Genomic DNA, 22,466 nt, shown 5'->3' with positions numbered 1-22,466 from the left:
GCTCCAGTACTCTGATGATCAGAATGCGGCACTGCGGTAGCGGCGCAGGCTCACCAGCGACGTGATGGCGAGCAGCAGACCCAGAGTGATCGCCGTGACCACACCAGGATGATCGGCGGGAAAACCGCCCGCGGTCGTGGTCGGGTTGCCCCACAGGTCACGGCAGAGGGTGGCCACCGCGCTCACCGGATTCCACTCGGCGACCGGACGCAGCCAGCCGGGCAGGTACTCCGCGGACAGGAACGCGTTGGACAGGAACGGGAAGACCACCACGACCAGAGTGGAGATCGAGTCGATCGTCTCCAGGCTGCGTGAGGCCATGCCGAGCAGCACGCCAAGCCAGATCATCACGTATATGAACCCGGCCAGCACGCCGAACCCGGCCAGCACGCCGAGCAGTCCGTTGTGCGCCCGCCAACCGACCAGCAGGCCGAACCCGGCGATCACCRCCAGCCCGAGCAATCCGACCAGCAGGTCGGCGATGGTGTGCCCGACCAGGACAGCCGAGCGGATGATGGGCAGCGAACGGAACCGGTCGGTCAGTCCGCCGGACAGGTCGCTGGCCACGGCGATCGCGGTCGGTCCCACCCCGGCCAGCCCGACCTGGATGGCCGCGCCCGCGAACAGGTACTCCTGGTAGCTGCCGTCGCCGGGAATCACGATCGAGCGCTGGAACAGGTAGCCGAACACGATCATGGAGACCAGCGGGTTCAGCGTGATGCCGACGAACCGGCCGGGCGCTCGGCGCAGGTGCCGCAACCGCCGCCCGGCCACCGCGGTGATCTCGACGACCGCCCTGTTCAGCCCGCCTGGCCGGGCCGCGGGCGCGATCTCCGATACGGCTGTCATGCTCCCTCTCCCTCACTGAACCGATGAAGTTCGGCATCGAGCATGGCGCCGATCTCAGCCTGCGGACCCGGATCCATCATTTCGTCATGCGGGCAGGCCACCTGATACGTGCGCACACCGTCCGCGTAGGAGGCCCAGCGGGCGGTCCGGTCGGCCAGTTCGTCCGGCGCGCCGGGCGGCTGCGCGGCCAGCAGGGTCAGCTCCCCGTCGTAGTCGCCGGGGACGTGCCGCTCGGCCAGCTCGGTGGTCCTGCGCATGGCGTCCAGCAGGGCGAACACCCGCTCCTCACCCAGCTCGGCGAGGGCGTTGTGGTCGTGGCGCAGCACGTCCACGATGTCGTGCCGGCTCAGCGTGCGGCCGGAGAACTCGGTTCGCTCGTGGCCGACGAACTCCAGGAACCAGGCGAACACCTCCTGGTCGTCGGCACCGGCGTGTTCGGTGAGGTCCTCGGCGTGCGGGTAGCCGTCCAGGCTGGCCAGCAGGCCGACCTGATGTCCGTCGGCCCGCAGGTGGACGGCGATCTCGTGGGCCAGCAGTCCGCCGAACGACCAGCCGAGCAGGTGGTACGGACCGTTCGGCGCCACCGAGCGAATGTGCTGGACGTAGCTTTTCGCCAGCTCGGTGAGCGTGCTGGCGAACGGGGCCAACGTGGTGATACTCGGCGACTGGATGCCATAGATCGGATACTCCGGGTCGATGTGCCTGGCCAGTCCGAGATAGGGCAGGCTGAACCCGAGTCCGCTGTGGATGCAGAACAGCGGTGGACGGCTGCCGCTCGGCCGGATGGCCAGCATGACGGCGAACGGGTCGAACTCGGYGTCGTCCGCGCTCCGCTCGCGCACCTCGTCAAACACCCTGGTCACCGCGGTGTCGGCCAGGCCGGCCGCCCTGGCCAGCGCTTCCGGCGTCTTGTGTGTGAACACGTCCGCGATGCTGATCGGCACACCGGCCCGACCGGCCCGGTCGACGACCCGGACGGCCAGCAGCGAGTGACCGCCCAGCTCGAAGAAGTCGTCGTCCGCGCCGACCTGGCGTAGCCCGAGCACGTCGGCGAACACCGCGCACAGCGTGTGCTCGGCCGCGGTACGCGGCTCGCGGCCCTGCCCGAGCTGGTCGAAGTCCGGGGCGGGCAGGGCTCTGCGGTCCAGCTTGCCGTGCGCGGTCAACGGCATCTCGGGCAGCACCGAGAACAGCGCGGGCACCATGTAGTCCGGCAGCACCTCACCGAGTTCGCGGCGCACCACGCCGGTGTCCAGGCCGAGCCGGCCCGGCGCGGGCACCAGGTAGCCGACCAGCCGCTTGTGCCCGCCGGAGTCCACCCCGACCTGCACCGCCGCGTCGCCGATCGAGGGCAGCGAACGCAGCGCGATCTCGATCTCGCCGGGCTCGATCCGGTAGCCGCGGATCTTGATCTGGTTGTCCCTGCGCTGCAGAAACTCCAGTTTTCCGTCGGCGCGCAGCACCACGCTGTCACCGGAGCGGTACAGACGGGCACCGGGCGGGCCGAACGGGTCGGCGACGAACCGGGCCGCGGTCAGCCCCGGGCGGGCCAGGTAACCGCGTCCCACCGCGACTCCGCCGACGTAGAGCTCGCCGGGTACGCCGACCGGGGCCGGCCGCAGGTCCTCGCCGAGCACGTACAGCGCGGTGTTGCGGATCGGCGTGCCGATCGGCACCCGGGCGTCCTCGGTCCAGCCGTCCGCGGTGATCACCGCGTGCGCGACGTCGTCCGAGCACTCGGTGAGCCCGTAGGTGTTGACCAGCGGAATGTCCGGGAACCGGGCGAACCACCGGGTGCACAGGTCCGGGGCGAGCACGTCACCGGTGGGCACCAGGTAGCGCAGGGTCGGCAGCTCGACCGGGTCGCCGGCCAGATCCCAGGCGTCCAGCGCGGCGCGCAGCATCGAGGGCACCACCTCGAGCACGGTCACCCGCTCACGGGCGACCACGTCGAACAGCGCCACCGGATCGGAGGCCGTGGCCCGGTCCACCATGACCACCCGGCCGCCGAACTGCAGCGCGCCGAGCATCTGCCAGACCGACACGTCGAAGGTGACCGGTCCGTTGTGCACCACGGTGTCCGAACCCGACAGCCGGGTGTCGTCGGCCTTGGCCCAGATGTGGTTGGCCATGCCGGCCCGCTCGACCATGGCTCCCTTGGGCCGGCCGGTGGAGCCGGACGTGTAGATCACATACGCCAGGTCGTCGTCCGCGCCGGACAGCTCGACCAGCGCGTCCATCGGGTCGCTGGCCTCGTCCAACACCAGCACCGGCGCCGCGCTGCCAGCCGCCGCCAGCACCCGCCGCGCCAGCTCGCGGTGCTCCTCGTCCACCACGATGGCCGCCGCCCCGCTGTCCACGAACGACTCGGCGAGCCGGCCGACCGGGGCGAGCACGTCCATCGGCAGGTAGGCCCCGCCACGGCTGAGCGCGGCGAGCACAGCGGTGAGGAACCCGGTGCCCGGGCTGGCCAGCACCGCGACCAGCGCGGCGTCCATCCGTCGGGCCAGCGCGCTGGCCCGGCCGAGCAGGGTGGCGTAGTCCAGGCTGCCCGCCCAGTCGGACACCGCGATCTCGTTCGGTGCCCGGGTGCCGGCCGCACGAATCCGCTCCATCACCCCGTCGCCGACCGGACGCTCCGGGCCGCGGGACAGCCGCAGCAGAGCGGTCCGCTCGGCCCGCTCCAGCACGTCCACGGCGGCCAGCCGGATCGCCGGATCGGCGGTGACCGCACCCAGCAGCCGGGTGAGACGGGCCGCGACGGCCTCCACGGTGGACCGGTCGAACAGGTCGGTGCCGAACTCCAGCAGGCCGATCACTCCGGCCGGCATGCTGCCGTCGAACCGCTCGACGAACTGGAAGGTCATGTCCACCTGGGACGCGGTCGAGCTGATCGGCTCAATCCTCGTGGCAAGACCGGGCAGCGTGACCGGTTCGTCGTCGGTGTTCTGCAACACCACCATGACCTGGAACAGCGGGTGCCGGGCCATGGAGCGGGCCGGATTGAGCGCCTCGACCAGGTACTCGAACGGCACGTCCTGCCGGGCGTACGCGGCAAGGTCGGTCTCCCGCACCCGGCCGACCAGCTCGGCGAAGGTCGGGTCGCCGCTGATGTCGGTGCGCAGCACCAGGGTGTTGGTGAAGAACCCGACCAGGTCGTCCAGCGCGTCGTCGGTGCGCCCCGCGATCGGGCTGCCCAGCGGGATGTCGCTGCCGGCGCCGAGTTTGCCGAGCAGCGCGGCGACCGCGGCCTGCAGCACCATGAACACGGTCGCGCCGGACTCCCTGGCCAGCTCGACGATCCTGTGGTGCAGGGCGGGGCCGAGATCGAACCGGATCTCGTCGCCGGCGTGGCTGGCCGTGGCCGGACGCGGCCGGTCGGTGGGCAGCAGCAGCTCGTCGGGCAGGTCGGCCAGCTCGCTGGTCCAGTAGTCCAGCTGCGTGGACAGCACGCTGTCCGGGTCACCGCCGTCGCCGAGCAGCGTGCGCTGCCACACCGTGTAGTCGGTGTACTGCACCGGCAGCGGCGCCCACCGTGGCGCGCGGCCGGCCTGCCGCTCACGGTAGGCGGTGGCCAGGTCCCGGGTCAGCGGCGCGATCGACCAGCCGTCGAAGGCAACGTGGTGCAGGACCAGTTGCAGCACGTGCTCGTGCTCACCGAGGACGAACAGCCTGGCCCGCAGCGGCGGCTCGCTGGTCAGGTCGAACCCGCGCCTGGCCTGCACGCGCAGTGCCGCGGCCAGTTCGTCCTCGGCCACCCGGGTGGCCGGCAGCAGCGGATGCGCGTCGGGACCGTCCAGCACCCGCAGCATCGGCGCACCGTCCACCTCGGGGAACACCGAGCGCAGGCTCTCGTGCCGGTCGGCGAGGTCGCGCAGCGCGGCCTGCAGCGCGTCGGCGTCCAGTTCACCGCTCAGCCGCAGGGCGAACGGCACGTTGTAGGCGCTGGAATCGCGTTCCAGCCGGTTGAGGAACCACAGCCGCCGCTGGGCGAACGACAGGGGCAGCGTGTCGTTGGTACGCGGGACCGCAACCAGCGCCGGCCGGTTGGTGCCCGTGTCGGCGGCCAGCCGCCCGGTGAGCCCGGCCACCGTTCTGGCCTCGAACAACGCCCGGATCGGCAGTTCGATACCGAGTGCCGAGCGGGCCCGGCTGATCACCCTCGTAGCCAGCAGCGAATGCCCGCCATTGTCGAAGAAGTCGTCGTCGATACCTATCCTGGGCACGCCGAGCACGTCCGCGAACACCCCGCAGAGAATCTCCTCGGTCGGTGTGCGCGGCGCACGGCCGCTGGCTCCGCTCGCCGCGAAGTCCGGGTCGGGCAGCGCCCGGCGGTCCAGCTTTCCCTGCGGGGTCAACGGGATCGCGTCGATGACGACCACCGCGGCCGGCACCATGTACTGCGGCAGCGATTCGGCGACCGCCTCGCGCAGGTCGTCCGGCAGGCCGCCGGCTGCGGCACCGGCGGTGGCACCGGTGGCACCGGTGGYGACGACATAGGCCACCAGGCGCCTGTCGCCGGCCTCGTCCTCGTTGATCACCACCACGGCCTGGCTGACCCCGGGCTGGGCCACCAGCACCGACTCGATCTCGCCGAGCTCGATCCGGAAACCGCGGAGCTGCACCTGGTCGTCGGCCCGGCCGAGGTAGTCCAGCTGCCCGTCGGGCAGCCAACGGACCAGGTCACCGGTCCGGTACATCCGCGCGCCGGCCGGGCCGAACGGGTCGGTGACGAACCGCTGCGCGGTCAGCCCGGGACGGTTGAGGTAGCCGCGGGCAAGACCCGCCCCGACGAACAGCTCGCCGACCACGCCGACCGGGACGGGGCGCAGCATCCTGTCCAGGACGTACACCCGGTGCGCCGCGGTCGGCCGGCCGATCGGCGGCCGACCGGAGCCGGACAGCGGGTCGCTGACCGTCGCGGCCAACACCGACTCGGTGGGGCCGTAGCCGTTGAACATCCGCACGTGTGGTGACCACCGGGCGACCACTTCGGGTGGGCAGGCCTCGCCGGCGACCACCATGGTCAGCCCGGTGGGCAGCACGGTGTCGGCCGGCAGTGCCGCGGCCACCACCGGCGGCAGCGCGGCCAGGGTGATCCCGGTGTCGTTCAGCAGATCCACCAGTGGCTGGCCGCCAAGCCGGCTCGACTCGTCAGCGATCACGACAGTGCCGCCGCCGAGCAGGGCGAGGCCGATCTMCCAGACGTGCGCGTCAAAGCTGAACGAGGCGAACTGCAGCACCCTGGTGCCCGGAGCAACGCCGAACCGGGGGATCAGGCTCTCCACCATCGCGACGAACCCAGCATGATCGACCACGACGCCCTTGGGCTGGCCGGTGGACCCGGAGGTATAGATCACATATGTCGGATGGCCGGGGTCGAGAGGGGCGCGCCGGTCCGCGTCGGTCACCCGGTCGCCGGACAGGCCGGCCAGCTCGGCGACCGTGTCCGCGTCGTCGACCAGCAGCAGCATGGCGTCCACATCGGACAGCCGGGCGGTGATGGCGGAGGTGGTGACCAGCACGCCGGGCCGGGCGTCGGACACCATGTACTCGATCCGGTCGGCCGGATAGCTCGCGTCGATCGGCAGGTACGCCGCGCCGGCCTTGAGCACGGCCAGCAGCGCGACCACCATCTCGACCGAACGCGGCAGGGCCAGCGCGACCACGTCCTCCGGCCCGACGCCGCGGGCGATCAGCACTCTGGCCAGCCGGTTGGCCCGCTCGTCCAGTTCGCCGTAGGAGTGTGCGCGGCCRTCCACCAACACCGCGGTCGCGGTCGGCGCGGCGGCTGCCCTGGCCTCGAACAGCTCCGGTACCACGGCGTGCGGGGCGCAGGTGACCGTGCCGCCCCAGCCACCGACGATGCGGTCCCACTCGGCGTCGGACAGCACGTCGATCCGGCCGATCGGCCGCTGCGGGTCGGCGACGAGACCGGACAGCAGGGCGACGAACCGGTCGAGCAGCGTACCGACCGCGTCCCGGTCCAGCAGCGTCGCCCGGTACTCGGCGTGCAGGCGCAGGCGGCGCCCCGGATACACACCGACCGCGATCGGATACTCCGCGCCGACTCTCGCCCCGCCGCCGAGCACCCGGACACCCGGCAGCACGCCGTCCAGCGCGGACACGTCGGCCATCGGATAGTTGTGGAAACTCAGGACGGTGTCGAACAGCTCACCGACCCCCAGCAGGTTCTGCACCGCCGCCAGCCCGATGTGCCGGTGCGCGTCCAGGCCGGACTGCGCGTCCTGCAACACGGTCAGCAACTCGGGCATGGTGTGCGCGGTCTCGACGGTGACCCGCACCGGCATGGTGGTGAGGAACGGCCCCACGATGCTCTCGATACCGGGGATCTCCGGCGGGCGCCCGGAGTTCACCGCGCCGAACACCACGTCGCGGCGGCCGGTGAGCCGACTGAGCAGCACCGCCCATGCGCCCTGCACGACAGTGTTCATGGTCAGGTCGCGGGCGCGAGCCCATGCGGTCAGCTCGGAGGTGAGCCGCTCGGGCAGGTCGAGCACCAGGGAGTCGGGCACGGCGGGGTCGCGGTCGGGCTGGCCCGACGCGATCCTGGTGGCCTCGGTGATCCCGGCCAGCGCGTCCCGCCACGCGGTCTCGGCCGCCTCGGCGTCCTGGTCGGCAAGCCAGTCCAGGTAGGCCGGGTAGCCTGCAACGCTCGGCAGGCCGCCACCCCCGCACAGGGTGAACAGCTCGCGGGCCAGGATCGGGTTGGACCAGCCGTCCACCAGGATGTGGTGCACCGTCCATACCAGGCGGAACCGGTCGCTGCCCAGCCGGAACAGGGTGAACCGGACCAGCGGCGGGCGGGTCAGATCGAACCTGGTGTGCCAGTCCTCGTCGGTCTGTCTGGTCAGTTCGGCGGCCCGCTCCACCTCGGCCAGCCCGGACAGGTCGATCTCCCGCCAGGGCAGCGGGACCGACGCGGCGACGAGCTGTACCGGGTCGCCGACCGCGCGGTGCCGGAAGCAGGCGCGCAGGTTCGGGTGACGGTCGACCAGCGCGGCGGCGGCGGCCTTCAACGCCACCGCGTCCACCGCTCCGGCCAGGTCGACGGTGACCTGCAGGGTGTACGCGTCCAGGCCACCGGTGTCGTAGTCGGCCTGGAAGAGCAGACCCTTCTGCAACGGGGACAGCGGAAGGACGTCGGTGAGTCTCCGGACGTCGGACTCGAACGAGTCGATCTCCTCCTGGGTCAGCGCCACCCTGGGGAAGTCCGACGGGGTGTGCCCGCCGCGTCCGTCCGCGGCCAGCTCACGCAGCACGGTGAACCAGGCGTCGGCCAGCTCGGCGACGTCGTCCGCGGACAGCAGCTCGCTGGCGAAGGCCCAGTCGGCGACCAGTGCCGGCCCGCCGGCGGTGTCCTCGACGACCGAGGACAGCTCGACCACGTGCCGCAACGGCATGTCCTGCGCCGCGCCCAGCCCGACCACGCCGTCGCCGGCCGCGAGCGACCAGGGCGCACCGGTACCGGCGGCGAACCGGCCAAGGTAGTTGAAGCCGAGCTGCGGGGCGCCGAACCTGGCCAGCGCCCGGTGGCTCTGCGGGTTGAGATAGCGCAGCATGCCGAAACCGATCCCCCGGTCGGGCAGCGCGCGTATCTGTTCCTTGATCCGTTTGAGCGCGGAGCCGGCATCGCGGCCGGTACCGGGGTCGAGCCGTACCGGGTAGGCCGTGGTGAACCAGCCGACCGTCCGGGCCAGGTCGACGTCGTCGGTGAGCTGCTCACGGCCGTGGCCCTCGATCTCGACCAGCACACCGGTGTCGGTCCCGCCGAACCGCCTGGCCCGCCACCGGCCCACCGCGATGGCCAGCCCGGTCAGCAGCACGTCGTTGATCTCCGCGTGGAACGCCGTCGGCACGTCGCGCAGCAGCGCGGCGGTCGTCTCGACGTCCATCTCGACGCGTACGTGCCCGGCGGTGCCGTGGGTGTCCTTGTCCGGGTCGAGCGGCCGGTCCCCGAGCATCGGGTCGCCGCCGCGCAGCTGGGCTATCCACATGGGCAGCTCGCCAGCCCGCCGGGTGGTCCTTGCCTGCTCGGCGAGCAGCCTGGTCCAGCCGCGGTAGGACGTGCCGACCGGGTCGAGCGCGATCTCCCGGCCGGCGGCGACCGCGGTCCACGCCGTCGCCATGTCCGCGACCAGGATCCGCCAGGACACCCCGTCCACCGCGAGGTGATGGGCCAGCAGCACCAGCCGGCCGGGCGACAGCATGGCCTGCAGCAGCACACCGTGCTCCGGATCCAGCCGGTGCCTTGCCGTGGCGAGCAGCTCGTCCAGGTCGCCGTCGGTGTCCGACTCGACGGTGATCAGGGTGGCCGCGGACACCGCGCCGACCGGCATGGTCTCCAGCGACCACACGCCGTCCACCGGCACCAGCAACCGCATGYGCAGCGCGTGGTGCGTGTCCAGCACCGCCTGTAGCGCCGTCGCCAGCCGGTCGGCATCCACATCGGACGGGACGGACARCACGACGTGCTGGCTGTAGTCACCGGCCCTCGGCGCAGCGTCGAGGGTCTCGCTGAGCTGGTGAGCGATCGGTGGGAGGTCGAGCTCACCGATGGCGTCGTCGACCACTGGCGTGGCGACCGCGCCGGGCCTGCCGGTCACCGCGGCGATCGCGGCCGAGGTGCGGTGCTGGAAGACGTCACGAGCGGTGATCATCAGACCGGCCTGGCGCGCCCGGCTGACCACCTGGATGGAACTGATGCTGTCGCCGCCGATGGCGAAGAAGTTGTCGTGCGCGTCGACCGACGGCAGGCCGAGYACCTCGGCGAACACCTCGCGCAGGATCAGATCGGCCGGGTCGCCGGCCCGCTCCACCGAGGTACGCGTGGCACCGGCCAGATCGGGCGCGGGCAGCGCGGCTCGGTCCACCTTGCCGTGCGCGGTCAGCGGGAGCGCGGGCAGCACCATGACGACCGCGGGCACCAGGTGGTCGGGCAGCAGGTCGGCCAGCTCGCCGCGCAGTCGCGCTCCGTCCACGGTGGAACCGGGTGCGGCAACGACGTAGCCGACGAGTCGTCGGTGGCCGGTCGGCTCACCGTGCGCCACGACGACCGCGGCGGTCACCGACGGCCGGGCCAGCAGCGCGGCCTCCACCTCGCCCAGTTCGATACGGTGGCCGCGGATCTTCACCTGGTGGTCGCGGCGCTCGAGGAACTCCACCTGACCGTCCCGACCGATCACCACCCGGTCACCAGTACGGTACATTCGGCCACCATCGCCGGTGAACGGATCGGCGACGAACGCGGACGCGGTCCGGCCAGCGTCACCGAGGTAGCCGCGGCCAACGCCGAGCCCACCGACGTAGAGCTCCCCGGCCACCCCGGGTGGCAGCGAGGACAGGTCGTCGCCGAGCACGTGGAGCGTGGTGTTGCGGACCGGCCGCCCGATCGGGGCACGCACCCCGTCGGGCAGCTGGTCCAGCGTGATCACCGCGTGGGTCACGTCGTCGGAGCACTCGGTCGGGCCGTAGGCGTTGACCACCGGAACGCCTGGTCGGCGCGCCAGCCAGCGGGAGCACAGCGCGGCCGGCAGCACCTCGCCGGTGACCACCAGCCAGCGCAGCACGGGCATCCGCGGGACGGCGCCGGTGATGTCCCAGGAGTCGAGCGCGGCGCGCAGCAGCGACGGGACGATCTCTACAACCGTGACGCCCTCGTCACCGACCAGGCCGAACAGCGCGTCCGGGTCGGCGGCCACGTCACGGCCGACCACGCGAACCGTGCCGCCGACCACCAGCGGGGCCAGCATCTGCCACACCGAGATGTCGAAGGTCACCGGGGCGTTGTGYACCACGGTGTCCGCACGGGTCAGCTTGAGATCATCCACTTTGGCCAGCAGGTGGTTCACCATGCCGGCGCGGTGCACCATGGCGCCCTTGGGGGTGCCGGTGGAGCCGGACGTGTAGATCACGTAGGCCAGGTCGTGCTGGTCACCGGCTGCCGGAGCGAGTGCGTCGGGGCGGTCGACGRCACCGTCGAGCGGCACGACCGCGATCCGGCCGGCGGCCACCCGCTCCGCCAGTTCGCGGTGCGCCTCGTCGGTGATCAGGTGGGTGACGCCGCTGCCCGCCAGCAGTGTGGTCAGCCGGGGCAGCGGAGCGCGCACGTCCAACGGCAGATACGCGCCACCGGCGCCCAGCACGCCGAGCACAGCGATCACGAAACCAGTGCCCGGCGCGGCGAGCATCGCGGTCAGTTCACCGGCTGGCAGCTTCCTGGACAGCGCGGAGGCCGCGCCGACCAGGTCGGCGTACCCGATCACGCCGCCGCCGTCGACGACGGCCGCCGCGTCCGGTCCTGCCAGCGCCTGCGCCCGCACCCGCTCGACCACGCCGAGGTACTCGTCTGTCCGTACCGGACCGGTGCCGGCCTGCCGCACCCGCGCCAGTTCGTCGTCGCCCATCAGGGGCAGGCCGGCGAGCGGCTCGTCGTCGGCGGCGCCGAGGAAGGCGTGCAGGAACACGCCGAAGTGCTCGGCATGCGCCCGGATCTCCGTCTCGTCGTAGAGACCGGCGTTGCCGCACACGTGGATGCGGATGCCACCGTCCGCCGACTCGACCACGGTCAGCTCGAAGTCGTCGATCAGACCGGTGGACAGGTTGTTCACCGTGACCTCGCACGGCCCGATGGTGAACGCGGTCTCCTGCGGCAGGATGTTGACCAGCGGGCCGAACGGGCGGCGATCGTCGCTGTGCAGCCCGGCCTGCTGGCGGATCCGGCTCGCCCGGTACCGCTGGTGACGCAGGATCCTGGTCAGCTCACGAGAGGTCTCGGCGAGCAGGCCGGACCTGGTGGCCTCCGGCCGCACCAGCACCCGCAGCGGCACCGTGTTGGCCACCATGCCGGGCACCGCGCGCATCTTCGCGCCAACCCTGGCGGTGACCGGGACGGTGAGCAGCACGTCGCGGATTCCGGTCATCCGCTGGGTGTACGCGGCCAGCCCGGCCATCAGCACGGACGGCCAGGTGACCGTCGCCTCGGTGGCGATCGAGCGCAGCCTCGCCGCGGACTCGGGACCAACGATCACTTCGCCGCGGACGGCACCCTGCCCTGGCGCGGAGCCCCGGGCGGACAGCGTGATCGGATCCGGCGTGCGGTCGAACCGACGCTGCCAGAACCTCGCGTCCCGCTCGGCCTGCGCGGACTCGCCGTACGCGGCCTCCGCCGCCAGCAGGTCGCGCAGCGGCGGCAGCGCGCCTTCCTCCACCGGGAGACCGTCGGCCAGCGCCTGGTAGATCTCGGCCAGCCGCCGCCAGTAGATGGTCTGGGTGAACCCGTCGCACAGGAAGTGGTGGATGCACATGGCGAACAGCGCGCGGTCGTCGGCGATCCTGGCCAGGGTCAGCCGGAACAGCGGGAAGTCGGCCAGGGCGAACGGGGTGGCCAGGTCCCGCTCGATCGCGGCCAGCGCGGCCGCTTCGGCACCGTCGGTGTCAGTGCCGGTGCCGGTGTCGCGCAGGTCGAGCACCCGGTACGGGATGGCGTCCAGCTCCTCGATCACCTGCGCCGGAATCCCGTCGCGCTCCACGAACCGCGCTCTGGTGCACTCCGCCTCGACGATCAGCCGCTCGACCGCGGCGCGGAACAGTTCGACGTCCAGCGGCCCGCGGATGTCCAGATAACCGGCCGTGTTGTAGGCCAGCGCGCCGCCGGAGAGCTTCTCGTCGAACCAGATGTCGATCTGTCCGGCGGACAGGGACAGGCTGGCGCTCACCGTGGTCATGACCTTCTCCTCGAGAGGGTCTCGATTCCCAGCACGGACTCGGCCGCCGACAGCACGTCCGGACCGTAGATGTCGGTCACCCACCGGTCGTGGTAGATGGTGTCGAGGTAGCGGTCGCCGAGGTCGGGAGCGATGGCCACCGCGGTGAGATCACCGTCCGGCGCGTGCTCGGCCAGCCAGCGCATCGCGCCGCTGACCACCGTCCCGGTGGACCCCCCGAACAGGAAGCCGTTGCGGACCAGCGCCCAGCAGGCCCGCACGGTGTCCTCCTCCGCCACGAGCATGACGTCGTCCACATAGGACTCGTCGAGGAACTGCGGCCGCACGGAGGTACCCAGTCCCGGGATCATCCTGGGCGCGGCCTGGAAGCCGAAGGCGACAGAGCCGACGGCGTCGATCGCCACGATGCGCACGGACGGACGGTTGTCCCGTAGGTAGCGGGCACAGCCCATCAGAGTGCCGGTGGTGCCCGCGCCGACGAACAGCACGTCGAGATCTGGAAAACTCTTCAGGATCTCCGGCCCGGTGGTCTGGTAGTGCGCGCGCCAGTTGCCCGGGTTGGCGTACTGGTTGAGCCAGACGTAGTCCTCGTTCTCCCTGCACAGCTGGGCGACCAGGTCCAGCCTGGCGCCGAGCATGCCGCGTTCCGGGTGCGGCTCGGTGACCACCCGCACCTCGGCGCCCAGCGTCCGCATGAGCTGGCTGGCGCCGAGCGTGCACCGCGAGTCGGTGACGCAGAGGAAGCGGTAGCCCTGGCTGGCCGCGACCAGGCTGAGCGCGACGCCGAGATTGCCGGACGAGCTCTCCACCAGGGTGGCGCCCGGCCGGACGGCGCCGCTTCTGGCGGCGGCGGACACCATCTCCACGGCGGCCTTCAGCTTGATCGACCCGGCAAAGTTGAATCCCTCGCACTTGAGGTAGAGCGACCGTCCGAACGAGGGAGCAAGGTCGACATAAAGATCGTCCACATTGAACTCTTGCGGCACGGATATGACTGGCATGACACGACCTCCACCGGTGACGCGGTCAGCTCAGCGCTTTCCGTAGCGGTCGAGTTCATGGAAAAAGCCCTCGATCTGGCGCAGGTCGCCGGCGCCGGCCAGCTCGTCATAGACATACCGGCCGACCGCGAGGTCGAGAACTCCCAGCCCGAACGGCGAGAACACCAGCGGCCGACCGGACGCCGGGCGCAGCGCACCGGTGAGCACGTCGAAAAGCGTGCCGGACAGGAAGTCCCTGCCGCCGGAATGCTGCTCGGCAAGGTGCACCGAAGTGTTGGCCTTGAGGCAGTGCTCGACATCGTCCACGATGTTGGTGGAGGCCAGAATCACCTCGGGCGACAGGTCCCGCAACGAAATGTTGAGCACCAGCGGATGGTGGCTGAACCAGGCCGGGTCGGTGACATACGGGGCGCCGGCAACGGTGGCGAACACCACCATGTCGTGCTCRCGCACCAGATCCTCACCGGTCTCGTACACGGTGACCTTGGTGTCGTTGCCGGCTCTGTCGAGGTAGCCGCGGAAGCCCTCGGCGTGCTCGCGGTTCAGGTCGTGCAGGCCGATCCGCTCCAGTTCCCAGCCGGTACCGGCCAGGAAGGTGTGGATGTACCGCGCGATCAGACCGGTACCGACGAAGCCGACGGTAACCGGACGCCCGCGGTCGCGGCTGAGCCAGTCCGCGGCTACCGTGGCCGACGCGGCCGTACGCACCGCGCTGATGATGGAACTTTCCAGGCAGGCGAACGGGTATCCGGTGGCAGGGTCGTTCAGAATGAGCACGGCAGAGGCTCTGGGCAGACCGGAGACAACGTTGGCCGGAAAACTGGAAATCCACTTGAGGCCGTCGACCCCGATGTCGCCACCAATCGAGGCGGGCAACGCGATAATTCGCGAGTCCGTCCGGTTCGGGAAGCGCAGGAAGTAGGACGGCGGATTCACCGTCTCGCCGGTGCCGTGCAGCCGGTAGGCCGTCGTTACCAGCTCGACCAGTTGCTTCTCCCGTCCGGCGAGTACCCCGTCCACCTGGGATCCGGGGATCACCGCGAACGCCGGGGGCAGATCCGACATGCCCATCCACGCTCCTTCACTAGGTATCTCCTCGAATCCTGTCAGCCGCAACTGACACTCCCCTGACCCCGAACTGACTTCGGCCCGACCCGCTTTCGGCGGGGCGTCAGGAGCTGTGCGGGGGCCAGGACCTGAACTGACGCAGGCCGTAGAGCAGCGGGACATGGCCGTGGTGTTCGGCGATGGCAAACGTCTCACCGAAGACGACGACGTGGTCGCCGACCGACTCGGTGCGGCTGACCCTGCAGTCGGCGACCGCGTGCGTGTCGTGGGACAGGTGCGGGCCGGCGGAGCTCTCGGGCAGGTCCCACTCGATGCGGTCGAAACGGTCGGGGTCACCGGAGGCGAACAGCTCGGCCACCCGCTGGGCACGACCGTGCAACAGATTCAGCGCGAAGGTGCCACGCTCCCGCACGGCTTCCAGGGTCGGACCCCCCTGGCGCAGACAGATCAGCAGGGTGGGCGGGGTCAGCGTCACGCTGCACACCGACGACACGGTCATGCCGCGCGGCCGACCCAGATCGTCTGTGGTGGTGACCACGGCGACACCGGTCGGGAACTGCGCCATCAACGACCGGAAGTCCGCGACAGGAGTGAGGGAGAACGTCTGGGTCGACAGCTCGGTCACGAAAGCACCTCTCACAGACGGGGTTCGGGTCACGCCTTGGAGACCACGCCGCCGCGCAGCACAGCCTCCTCGCGATCACGCTGTACGTAGCGTCGCGGATAGATCATCCGGAGCAGTGGRCCGGCCATCGCCGTGGTCACCACGGCCATGACGACCATCAGCGAGTACAGGGCGCCGTCCAGCACGCCGAGCTGCAGACCGACGCTCAGAATGATCAGTTCGGTCAGCCCCCTGGTGTTCATCAGCGTGGCCAGCGCCGCGGCCTCCCTGACCGGCAGCCGGTTGAGCCGGGCTCCGGCGAACGCGCCGACGAACTTGCCGCCGATCGCGGCGAGCAGGATCAGGCACAGCTCACCAAGGCCGCCAAGGCCCACAGCGGACAGATCGACCTTCAGGCCGGCGATGACGAAGAACACCGGTAGCAGCAGCACGGTCGACACCTGGCCGACCTTCTCCAGCAGCTCGTCACGCAGCCTGGCCGTGCCGTCGCGGGGCATCAGCACCCCGAACAGGAACGCGCCGAAGATGAAGTGCAGACCGATCCATTCGGTGACGCTGGCCGACAGCAGCAGCCCGGCAAGCACGACGCCGATCGTGCCGGGGGTCAGCGCGCCAGCCCGCAGATACGCCTCGCCCACCCGGCGCAGCAGCGGGCGCACCACCAGCAGCATCAACGCCAGGTACGGCAGCATCAGCAGCATCCGCCACTGGTCGTCACCGGACCCGGTGATGGTGACCACGATGGCGAGCAGGCTCCAGGCCAGCACGTCGTCCACCGCGGCGCAGGTCAGGGCGAGCCCGCCGAGCCGGGTGTGCTGCATCCTGCGGTCGGTCAGGATTCTGGCCAGCACGGGGAACGCGGTCACGGACACGGCGGCGCCCATGAACAGCACGAATCCCAGCCTGTGCGTCGGGTTGTGTGTGGTGGCCAGATACAGCGCGAGCGCCGTGCCGAAACCGAACGGAAGCAGGATCGAACCGATCGACACGGTCGCCGCCAGCCGACCCCTGCCGCGTAGCAGGGCGCGGTCGAGTTCAAGTCCGACGATAAACATGAACACCGCGACCCCGATATTGGCCAACGCGGTGAGAAACGGCCGGACGTCGGTGGGGAACAGCGTGTCAGAGATCGCTCCGTGGAACAGCGAGGGACCTACCAGGATGCCGGCGAACACCTCGCCGATCACCGGCGGCTGGTCGAACCTGCTGGCCAGCGCACCGAGCRCCCTGGCCAGCAGAACGATTACCGCCACGTCGACGAGAAGGGTGGTCACCTGAGAGCTGGTCAAATTTCTCCCCTTATACACCCGACCGGGAGATCATCGGTGTCGGAAACAGAATTCCCGTAGCTCGCTCCGCCCGACTGTCGGCCACCGGAAAGAGAACAGGCGCGATGCTCAGGTCCGCAACGGACTTCAYAGTACCGACCGGAAAACTCTGGCCGGACAAGCCGGATTTCCGACTCACGGGGACCACGTGACCAGAAATTCGATATCCGCCGGTTGACCTGTCAGGGCTGGGTGGTGGGGTGACCCAGAAGGGCGAGAAAGACATCATCAAGACTGGGTTTGCGGAGAGCGAAGTCCGTGATGTCCACGCCGGCGTCACGCAGAGAGACGGCCACCGAAACGACGCCCTCCATACCGTCACGAAGACGCAGGGCGATCTTGTTCTTGGCCTCGTCGACCGTGGGGGCGGCAACGGCCAGCGGCGCGAGCACCGCAAGCGCGGTGGCCAGGCTGGCCGGAGACAGCACGGAGACCTCCAGCCACTCCTGGCCGATCTTGCGCTTGAGCTCGTCCGGCGTACCGTCGGCGATCACCTGACCAGCGGAGATCACCACGATCTGGTCGGCCAGGTAGTCGGCTTCCTCCAGGTACTGGGTGGTCAGCAGCACGGTGACGCCGTCGTCGACCAGACGGCGCACGGCCTGCCACAGGGTCATCCGGCTGACCGGGTCCAGACCGGCGGTCGGCTCGTCAAGGAACAGCACCGACGGACGGCCGACCAGGCACGCGGCCAGGTCCAGGCGACGGCGCATACCGCCGGAGTACGTCCCGATCGGACGGTCGGCCGCCTCGGTGAGACCGAACTCCTCCAACAGCGCCGTGGCCCGAGCGCGAGCGGCAGAGCGGCCCAGATGCAGCAGCGTACCCACCAGGACCAGGTTCTCCCGGCCGGTCAGCAGCGCGTCGACCGCGGCGTTCTGCCCGGTGAAACCGATCCGCCTGCGCACCTCGTCCGGGCGAGTAAGYACGTCGGCACCGGCCACTTCGGCACGGCCGGCGTCGGGACGCAGCAGGGTGGCCAGCACCCGTACCGTGGTGGTCTTGCCCGCACCGTTGGGACCGAGCAGGCCGAGCACCGAGCCGGTCGACACGGCCAGGTCGACACCGGCGAGCGCGTCGGTCTCGCGGTAGCGCTTCTTCAGGCCCTCGRCCAGGATCGCGGTCTTCATCCGGCTCACCTTGCCGGATCCGTGATCCGTTCGCGCACGCTCCTCGGGCGAAGATCAGTCCAGTTCTCCTCCACGTAGGACAGCGCGGCGTCGCGGGGGCCAGCGGGCAGGACGACGGTCCAGCCACCGGGGACCTCGGCGAAGGCCGGCCACAGGCTGTGTTGTCCCTCACTGTTCACCAGCACCAGGAACATCCCGTCCTGGTCGTCAAAAGGGCTCGTCACGTCGACACTCCGAACGTCGTTCGATTGGCCTGCCCGTCCATGCTGACCGGTCCRGCTGACGCGGCACTGACCGAAGCCTGATCCAGACCGACTCACCGCCAGGAGTTGACAACGCCGCGCGACACCTGTCAGTATTTTCTGACAGATGGAAGATGAGCATGACAGAGTATGGGCATGACAGGGAATGGGCGTGACAGGGAGGAGAATCGCTGAACAGCGAGGAGCTTCTCGTTGCGCTCACCGCACTGGGGCACGCGCAGCGACTACGTATCATCGCGGAGCTGGCTGCCGGACGAGTACACGTCAGCGRACTGGCCCGCAGGCTGGGTCTGTCCCGCCCGCTGCTGTACATGCACCTTGAACGGCTGGAAARGGCCGAGCTGGTGATCGGGCATCTGGAACTGTCCGAGAACGGCAAGGCGATGAAGCATTTCGAGCTGGTCCCGTTCGAGCTGCGGCTCACCGCCGACACGATCCTCACCGCGCTCCGAGAGGACCAGGAGACCGGCGCCGGAGGAGACGATGACCTGAAAGGAGTCTGACATGTTCGGGGGCGTGGTCGCGATCGCCATCGTGCTGATTGCCATCGGTGGCATTGCGGCGAGCGTTGTCTCGTACTTCAGCCTGCAGAAACACCGCGCCGACGCGGTGGCCATGGCAGGTTACCGCAAGCTCGCCGAACAGGCGGTGGCCAACCAGGAATCGCTGAGAGTTGAACTCGAGGGGCTGACCAAGCGACTCACGGCGGTCGAGGAGCTGCTGCGGAGTGTCGAATGACGAGTCGACAATGTGATCCGTTGCGTCGCGGCCGACATCCGATCCGTCTCCCGTTCTCGCTGGCGCCGTGGGCAGCGGCCGGATATCTCGGCGGGTACCTGCTGGTTGGCACCGTGCTGTTCGCGGTCTGCCTCAGCCTCCTCCTGCTTGCCGTGGCGACCAGCGTCTCCTGGCTCGGCGTACCGGTGCTGGTCGGTGTTGCCAGCATCATCCACGGCTGCGCCCAGGTCGAACGGCTGCGTGCCGGGCTGGTCGGATGGCGCATCCCGAACGCCTACCGACCGGTCCGGGGATCCGGCATCCTGGCTCAGGCCAGGAGCCGGTGGACCGATCCATCCACGATGCGTGACTGCACCTACCTCATCCTGCTCTATCCCCTGTTGCTCATACTCGACCTGGTGGCCCTGGTGCTCTGGATCGCCGGCGTGGCCGGGGTCGCCCTGCCGCTGTGGTACTGGTCCATTCCAGGCGAGCACGGGGTACAGCTCGGCTATTTTCCTGACGACGGGCCCGCTACCGGAATCAAAGTCGACGACCTGCCCACCGCGTTGCTCACCGCCGCCGGGTTCGCCGTCCTGTKTGTGTTCCTGGCCCACCTGGTGGTCGCCGCTGCCCGTCTGCACCGCGCCGTCGCCACGATGCTGCTCAGACCGCCGGTCGATCCGCTGGCCGACGCCAAACGGATGCTCACCGAACCCGGGCCTCTTCGCCCGGACCCTCTTCACCCGGACGCCTTCCGACCGAACGCTCTCCAGCTGGGCCCTCTCCGCCTGGACAAGTAGGTCCGGAGCGGTCGGACACAAAAAAGAGTTTCCAGGATTCTGACACGATGCGAAACCCGGACACCCTCATGGCAACCCCACAAACGCCACACACGAAAAACACGCCAGGTGGTCGCTGATTACGTCGCTGATTACGCTGCTGGTTGCGTCAGCGCCCCGACCTCGCAGGTCACGGCGGGCGCGCGGCACACCGCGGACGCCCGGGAACAACACGACGTGACACCGGTCCCGAGTCATCACCGGCCCTTCTCTCCGACGAGACGTGTCCTGTCAGCCCGTACGGGCCGTCGGAACCGTACCCGCATGTGACACCTCACAAAAATTCAGGGACGCGCGGAGCCCGGCATTGACGGCGGGAGGAGAACAGGAATGTTCCACATCTCCACACGCCGGTCGAGCGCGTTGTCACCCACATCAGGTTCCGACAGATACTCCACCCGGGCCACCGACGCCCACCACAGACCCTCCTGCTAGTTTCCGGGCGGCTGCCAGCTTGTTCTTCGCCGGCCCGGGACTCCTGTTCCAGACGAACTTCTCGTAATTCTCCGAACAACTCCGCACGTACTGTTGCCGCCGCGCCACGTGCCGATTCCGTACGCTTACAAGGAGACGAAACGCACCATGAACAGGAAACCAATTACCGTCCGGATAGCCAGATGGAGCGCGACCCATCCGTGGCACGCGATCCTGGGCTGGGTGGTGTTCGTGGCGGTCTGCCTCGCGATCGGCAGCGCGGCTGGCACCCGTAACGCCACCAACGCCGACTACCGGATAGGCGAGGCCGGACGCGCCCAGGAGATCATGGCCGACGGCGACCTCAACGACCGCGTGGTGGAGAAGGTTCTGATCTCCGGTCGCGACGGGAAGTTCGACGCCCAGCGGGCCGGTCAGGCGGCCAGTGCGGTCACCACCAGGATGCGTCAGCTGCCGGACGTCGCCGAGGTCGACGCRCCGGTCACCGCGCCGGACGGCAACGCCCTGCTGGTCGCGGTCACGATGGCCGACGACGGCGCGTCCGCGCAGAGCCACGTGAAGTCGCTGCTGGACCAGACCGCGGCCGCCCAGGAGGAGTTCCCCGACCTCACCGTCGCGCAGACCGGTGACGCATCGACCAGCTATCAGGTCGACGAGCAGGACAGCAAGGAGACAGCGGCCGCCGAACGGCTGTCCCTGCCCATAACCCTGCTGATCCTGTTGTTCGCCTTCGGCGCGATCGTCGCGGCCGGGGTGCCGCTGGTGGTGGCGCTGTCCGCGGTGGCCGGGTCCATCGGCCTGTCCACCCTGTCCACTCACCTGTTCCCCAGCGTCGGCGAGAACAACACGATGATCGTGCTGATCGGCATGGCGGTCGGCGTGGACTACTCGCTGTTCTACCTCAAACGGGAACGTGAGGAACGGRCCCGCTCCGGTGGGACGCTGAGCCACACCGCCGCTGTCGAGCTGGCCGCGGCCACCTCCGGCCGCGCGGTGATCGTGTCCGGGTTCGCCGTGCTGGTTTCGGTGGCCGCGCTGTTCGTCGCCAGAGACATCATCTTCTCCTCGCTCGCGGTCAGCGTCATGATCGTCGTCGCGGTGGCCATGGTCGCCTCGCTCACCGTGCTGCCCGCGCTGCTGGCCAAGCTCGGCCGATGGGTGGACCGGCCGCGGGTGCCACTGATCGGGCGGATGAGCAGCCGAGGCACGCAACCCCGGCTGTGGCCGGCTCTGCTCCGCCCGGCGATCAGACGCCCGGTGGACACCCTGCTGGTCAGCGGCGGGCTGATGCTCGCCCTGGTGATCCCCGCGTTCGGCATGCGGCTGAACCTGCCGTCCTACGACCGGATGCCGCAGGTGCCGACCATCCAGACCCACAACCAGCTCGTACGGACCTTTCCCATGCAGGGCACCGGTTTCGTGGTCGCGGTGCGGGCCGACGCCGCGCAGCGCGCGGATGTCGGCACCGCGCTGAACAACCTGGAACAGGCGGCGCTGGCCGACCCGGCACTGGCTGGCAGGAGCACTCCGATACGCCGGGTCTCGGCCGACGGACGGATCACCACGGTGAAGTTCGGCACGCCGTACGCGGTGGACGCCGAGGTGGCGCACCAGTTGTACCAGCGGCTGAAGGACCAGATCGTGCCGTCCACCATCGGCGCGGTCCCCGGGGTGGAGCACGCGATCGGCGGCGAGGTCGCCATGAGTGTGTCCGACGTGAAGCATCTGAAGGCCAAGCTGCCCCTGGTGGTCGGCACCCTGCTGCTGCTGACCTTCCTGATGATGGCGGTGGCCTTCCGGTCCGTTGTGATCGGAGCGGTGTCCGCGCTGCTCAACCTGCTCTCCGCCGGGGCCGCGCTTGGTGCGCTGGCCCTGGTGTTCCAGTCCGACTGGGCGGCCAGACTGCTCGACCTGCCGCCGGGCGGATTCATCATCTCCCGGGTTCCGCTGTTCCTGTTCGTGATCCTGTTCGGGCTGTCCATGGACTACCAGGTGTTCGTGGTAAGCCGGATCCGGGAGGCGGTGCAGCGCGGCATCCCGACCAGGCAGGCGGTGCACGAGGGGATCATCAACTCGGCCGGGGTCGTGACCAGCGCGGCGATCGTGATGGTCTCGGTGTTCGCCGGGTTCATCTTCGGCGGCCTGCTGGAGATCAAGCAGGTCGGGTTCAGCCTGACCGTCGGAATCCTGCTGGACGCGTTCGTGGTACGGATTCTGATCCTGCCCGCGCTGATGGTCATCCTGGACAAGGCCAACTGGTGGCCGTCGCGACTGCCCGGGCCGTCGCACCGGAGTACGCCAGCCGACCAGGTCCGCCGGCCGGAAGCGGTGCCGACCGCACGCTGACCGGCCACCCGGACAGGTCGGGCCGGGAGGCCGGGAGGCCGGGAGGCCGGGAGGCCGGGAGGCCGGGAGGCCGGGAGGCCGGGAGGCCGGGAGGCCGGGAGGCCGGGAGGCCGGG

Annotated in this window: 12 protein-coding genes; 4 read left to right on the top strand and 8 right to left on the bottom strand. The window is 69.9% G+C overall.

Annotation, left to right across the window (positions count from 1 at the left end; genetic code table 11):
* Positions 1 to 18: 18 nt before the first annotated feature.
* The 8 genes from BL254_RS03370 to BL254_RS03335 all read right to left on the bottom strand — a co-directional run bounded on the left by BL254_RS03370 (position 19) and on the right by BL254_RS03335 (position 17,972).
* Positions 19 to 849 (bottom strand): ABC transporter permease, encoded by an 831-nt coding sequence (locus tag BL254_RS03370; protein WP_076842490.1) that lies wholly within the window; start codon positions 847 to 849, stop codon positions 19 to 21.
* Positions 846 to 12,596, bottom strand: a complete 11,751-nt coding sequence (locus BL254_RS03365; protein WP_076842489.1) for an amino acid adenylation domain-containing protein — start codon at positions 12,594 to 12,596, stop codon at positions 846 to 848. Before BL254_RS03365 ends, BL254_RS03370 begins: the two co-directional genes overlap by 4 nt.
* Positions 12,593 to 13,597: a 2,3-diaminopropionate biosynthesis protein SbnA gene (gene sbnA, locus BL254_RS03360; protein WP_047222023.1), complete on the bottom strand. Its 1,005-nt coding sequence runs from the start codon at positions 13,595 to 13,597 to the stop codon at positions 12,593 to 12,595. Before sbnA ends, BL254_RS03365 begins: the two co-directional genes overlap by 4 nt.
* Before the next feature lie 30 nt (positions 13,598 to 13,627).
* A complete protein-coding gene (sbnB, locus tag BL254_RS03355) occupies positions 13,628 to 14,668 on the bottom strand; it encodes a 2,3-diaminopropionate biosynthesis protein SbnB (protein ID WP_047222024.1) in 1,041 nt (346 codons plus the stop codon).
* Between the two features lie 100 nt (positions 14,669 to 14,768).
* Entirely contained in the window at positions 14,769 to 15,290 is a 522-nt protein-coding gene (locus BL254_RS03350; protein ID WP_200902341.1) for a flavin reductase family protein, read from the bottom strand.
* A gap of 29 nt (positions 15,291 to 15,319) precedes the next feature.
* Entirely contained in the window at positions 15,320 to 16,579 is a 1,260-nt protein-coding gene (locus BL254_RS03345) for a cation:proton antiporter (RefSeq protein ID WP_076842488.1), read from the bottom strand.
* A 221-nt stretch (positions 16,580 to 16,800) separates the two neighbouring features.
* Positions 16,801 to 17,748, bottom strand: a complete 948-nt coding sequence (locus BL254_RS03340; RefSeq protein ID WP_076842517.1) for an ATP-binding cassette domain-containing protein — start codon at positions 17,746 to 17,748, stop codon at positions 16,801 to 16,803.
* A gap of 5 nt (positions 17,749 to 17,753) precedes the next feature.
* Positions 17,754 to 17,972: an MbtH family protein gene (locus BL254_RS03335; protein WP_047222027.1), complete on the bottom strand. Its 219-nt coding sequence runs from the start codon at positions 17,970 to 17,972 to the stop codon at positions 17,754 to 17,756.
* A gap of 209 nt (positions 17,973 to 18,181) precedes the next feature.
* On the opposite strand from BL254_RS03335, the gene BL254_RS28105 reads away from it, so the two are divergent.
* The 4 genes from BL254_RS28105 (at position 18,182) to BL254_RS03315 (ending at position 22,351) form a co-directional block, all read left to right on the top strand.
* Positions 18,182 to 18,514: a winged helix-turn-helix domain-containing protein gene (locus BL254_RS28105; protein WP_076842487.1), complete on the top strand. Its 333-nt coding sequence runs from the start codon at positions 18,182 to 18,184 to the stop codon at positions 18,512 to 18,514.
* 1 nt (position 18,515) lies between these two features.
* Complete coding sequence (locus BL254_RS03325; protein ID WP_047222029.1) at positions 18,516 to 18,749, top strand: hypothetical protein; 234 nt, start codon at positions 18,516 to 18,518, stop codon at positions 18,747 to 18,749.
* On the top strand, positions 18,746 to 19,531 hold the full coding sequence (locus BL254_RS03320) for a sensor domain-containing protein (RefSeq protein WP_083730805.1): 786 nt from the start codon (positions 18,746 to 18,748) through the stop codon (positions 19,529 to 19,531). Before BL254_RS03325 ends, BL254_RS03320 begins: the two co-directional genes overlap by 4 nt.
* A 621-nt stretch (positions 19,532 to 20,152) precedes the next feature.
* Positions 20,153 to 22,351, top strand: a complete 2,199-nt coding sequence (locus BL254_RS03315) for an MMPL family transporter (protein WP_076842516.1) — start codon at positions 20,153 to 20,155, stop codon at positions 22,349 to 22,351.
* Positions 22,352 to 22,466: the final 115 nt, after the last annotated feature.

The sequence above is a fragment of the Protofrankia sp. BMG5.30 genome, from assembly GCF_001983005.1.
GTDB classification, from domain to species: domain Bacteria; phylum Actinomycetota; class Actinomycetes; order Frankiales; family Frankiaceae; genus Protofrankia; species Protofrankia coriariae.
This window is presented reverse-complemented; position numbering and strand designations above follow the sequence as displayed.

Excerpts from the sequence above, each read along its gene's own strand:
- sbnA (WP_047222023.1), bottom strand. The coding sequence starts at position 13,597 with ATGCCAGTCATATCCGTGCCGCAAGAGTTCAATGTGGACGATCTTTAT.
- BL254_RS03325 (WP_047222029.1), top strand. The coding sequence starts at position 18,516 with ATGTTCGGGGGCGTGGTCGCGATCGCCATCGTGCTGATTGCCATCGGT.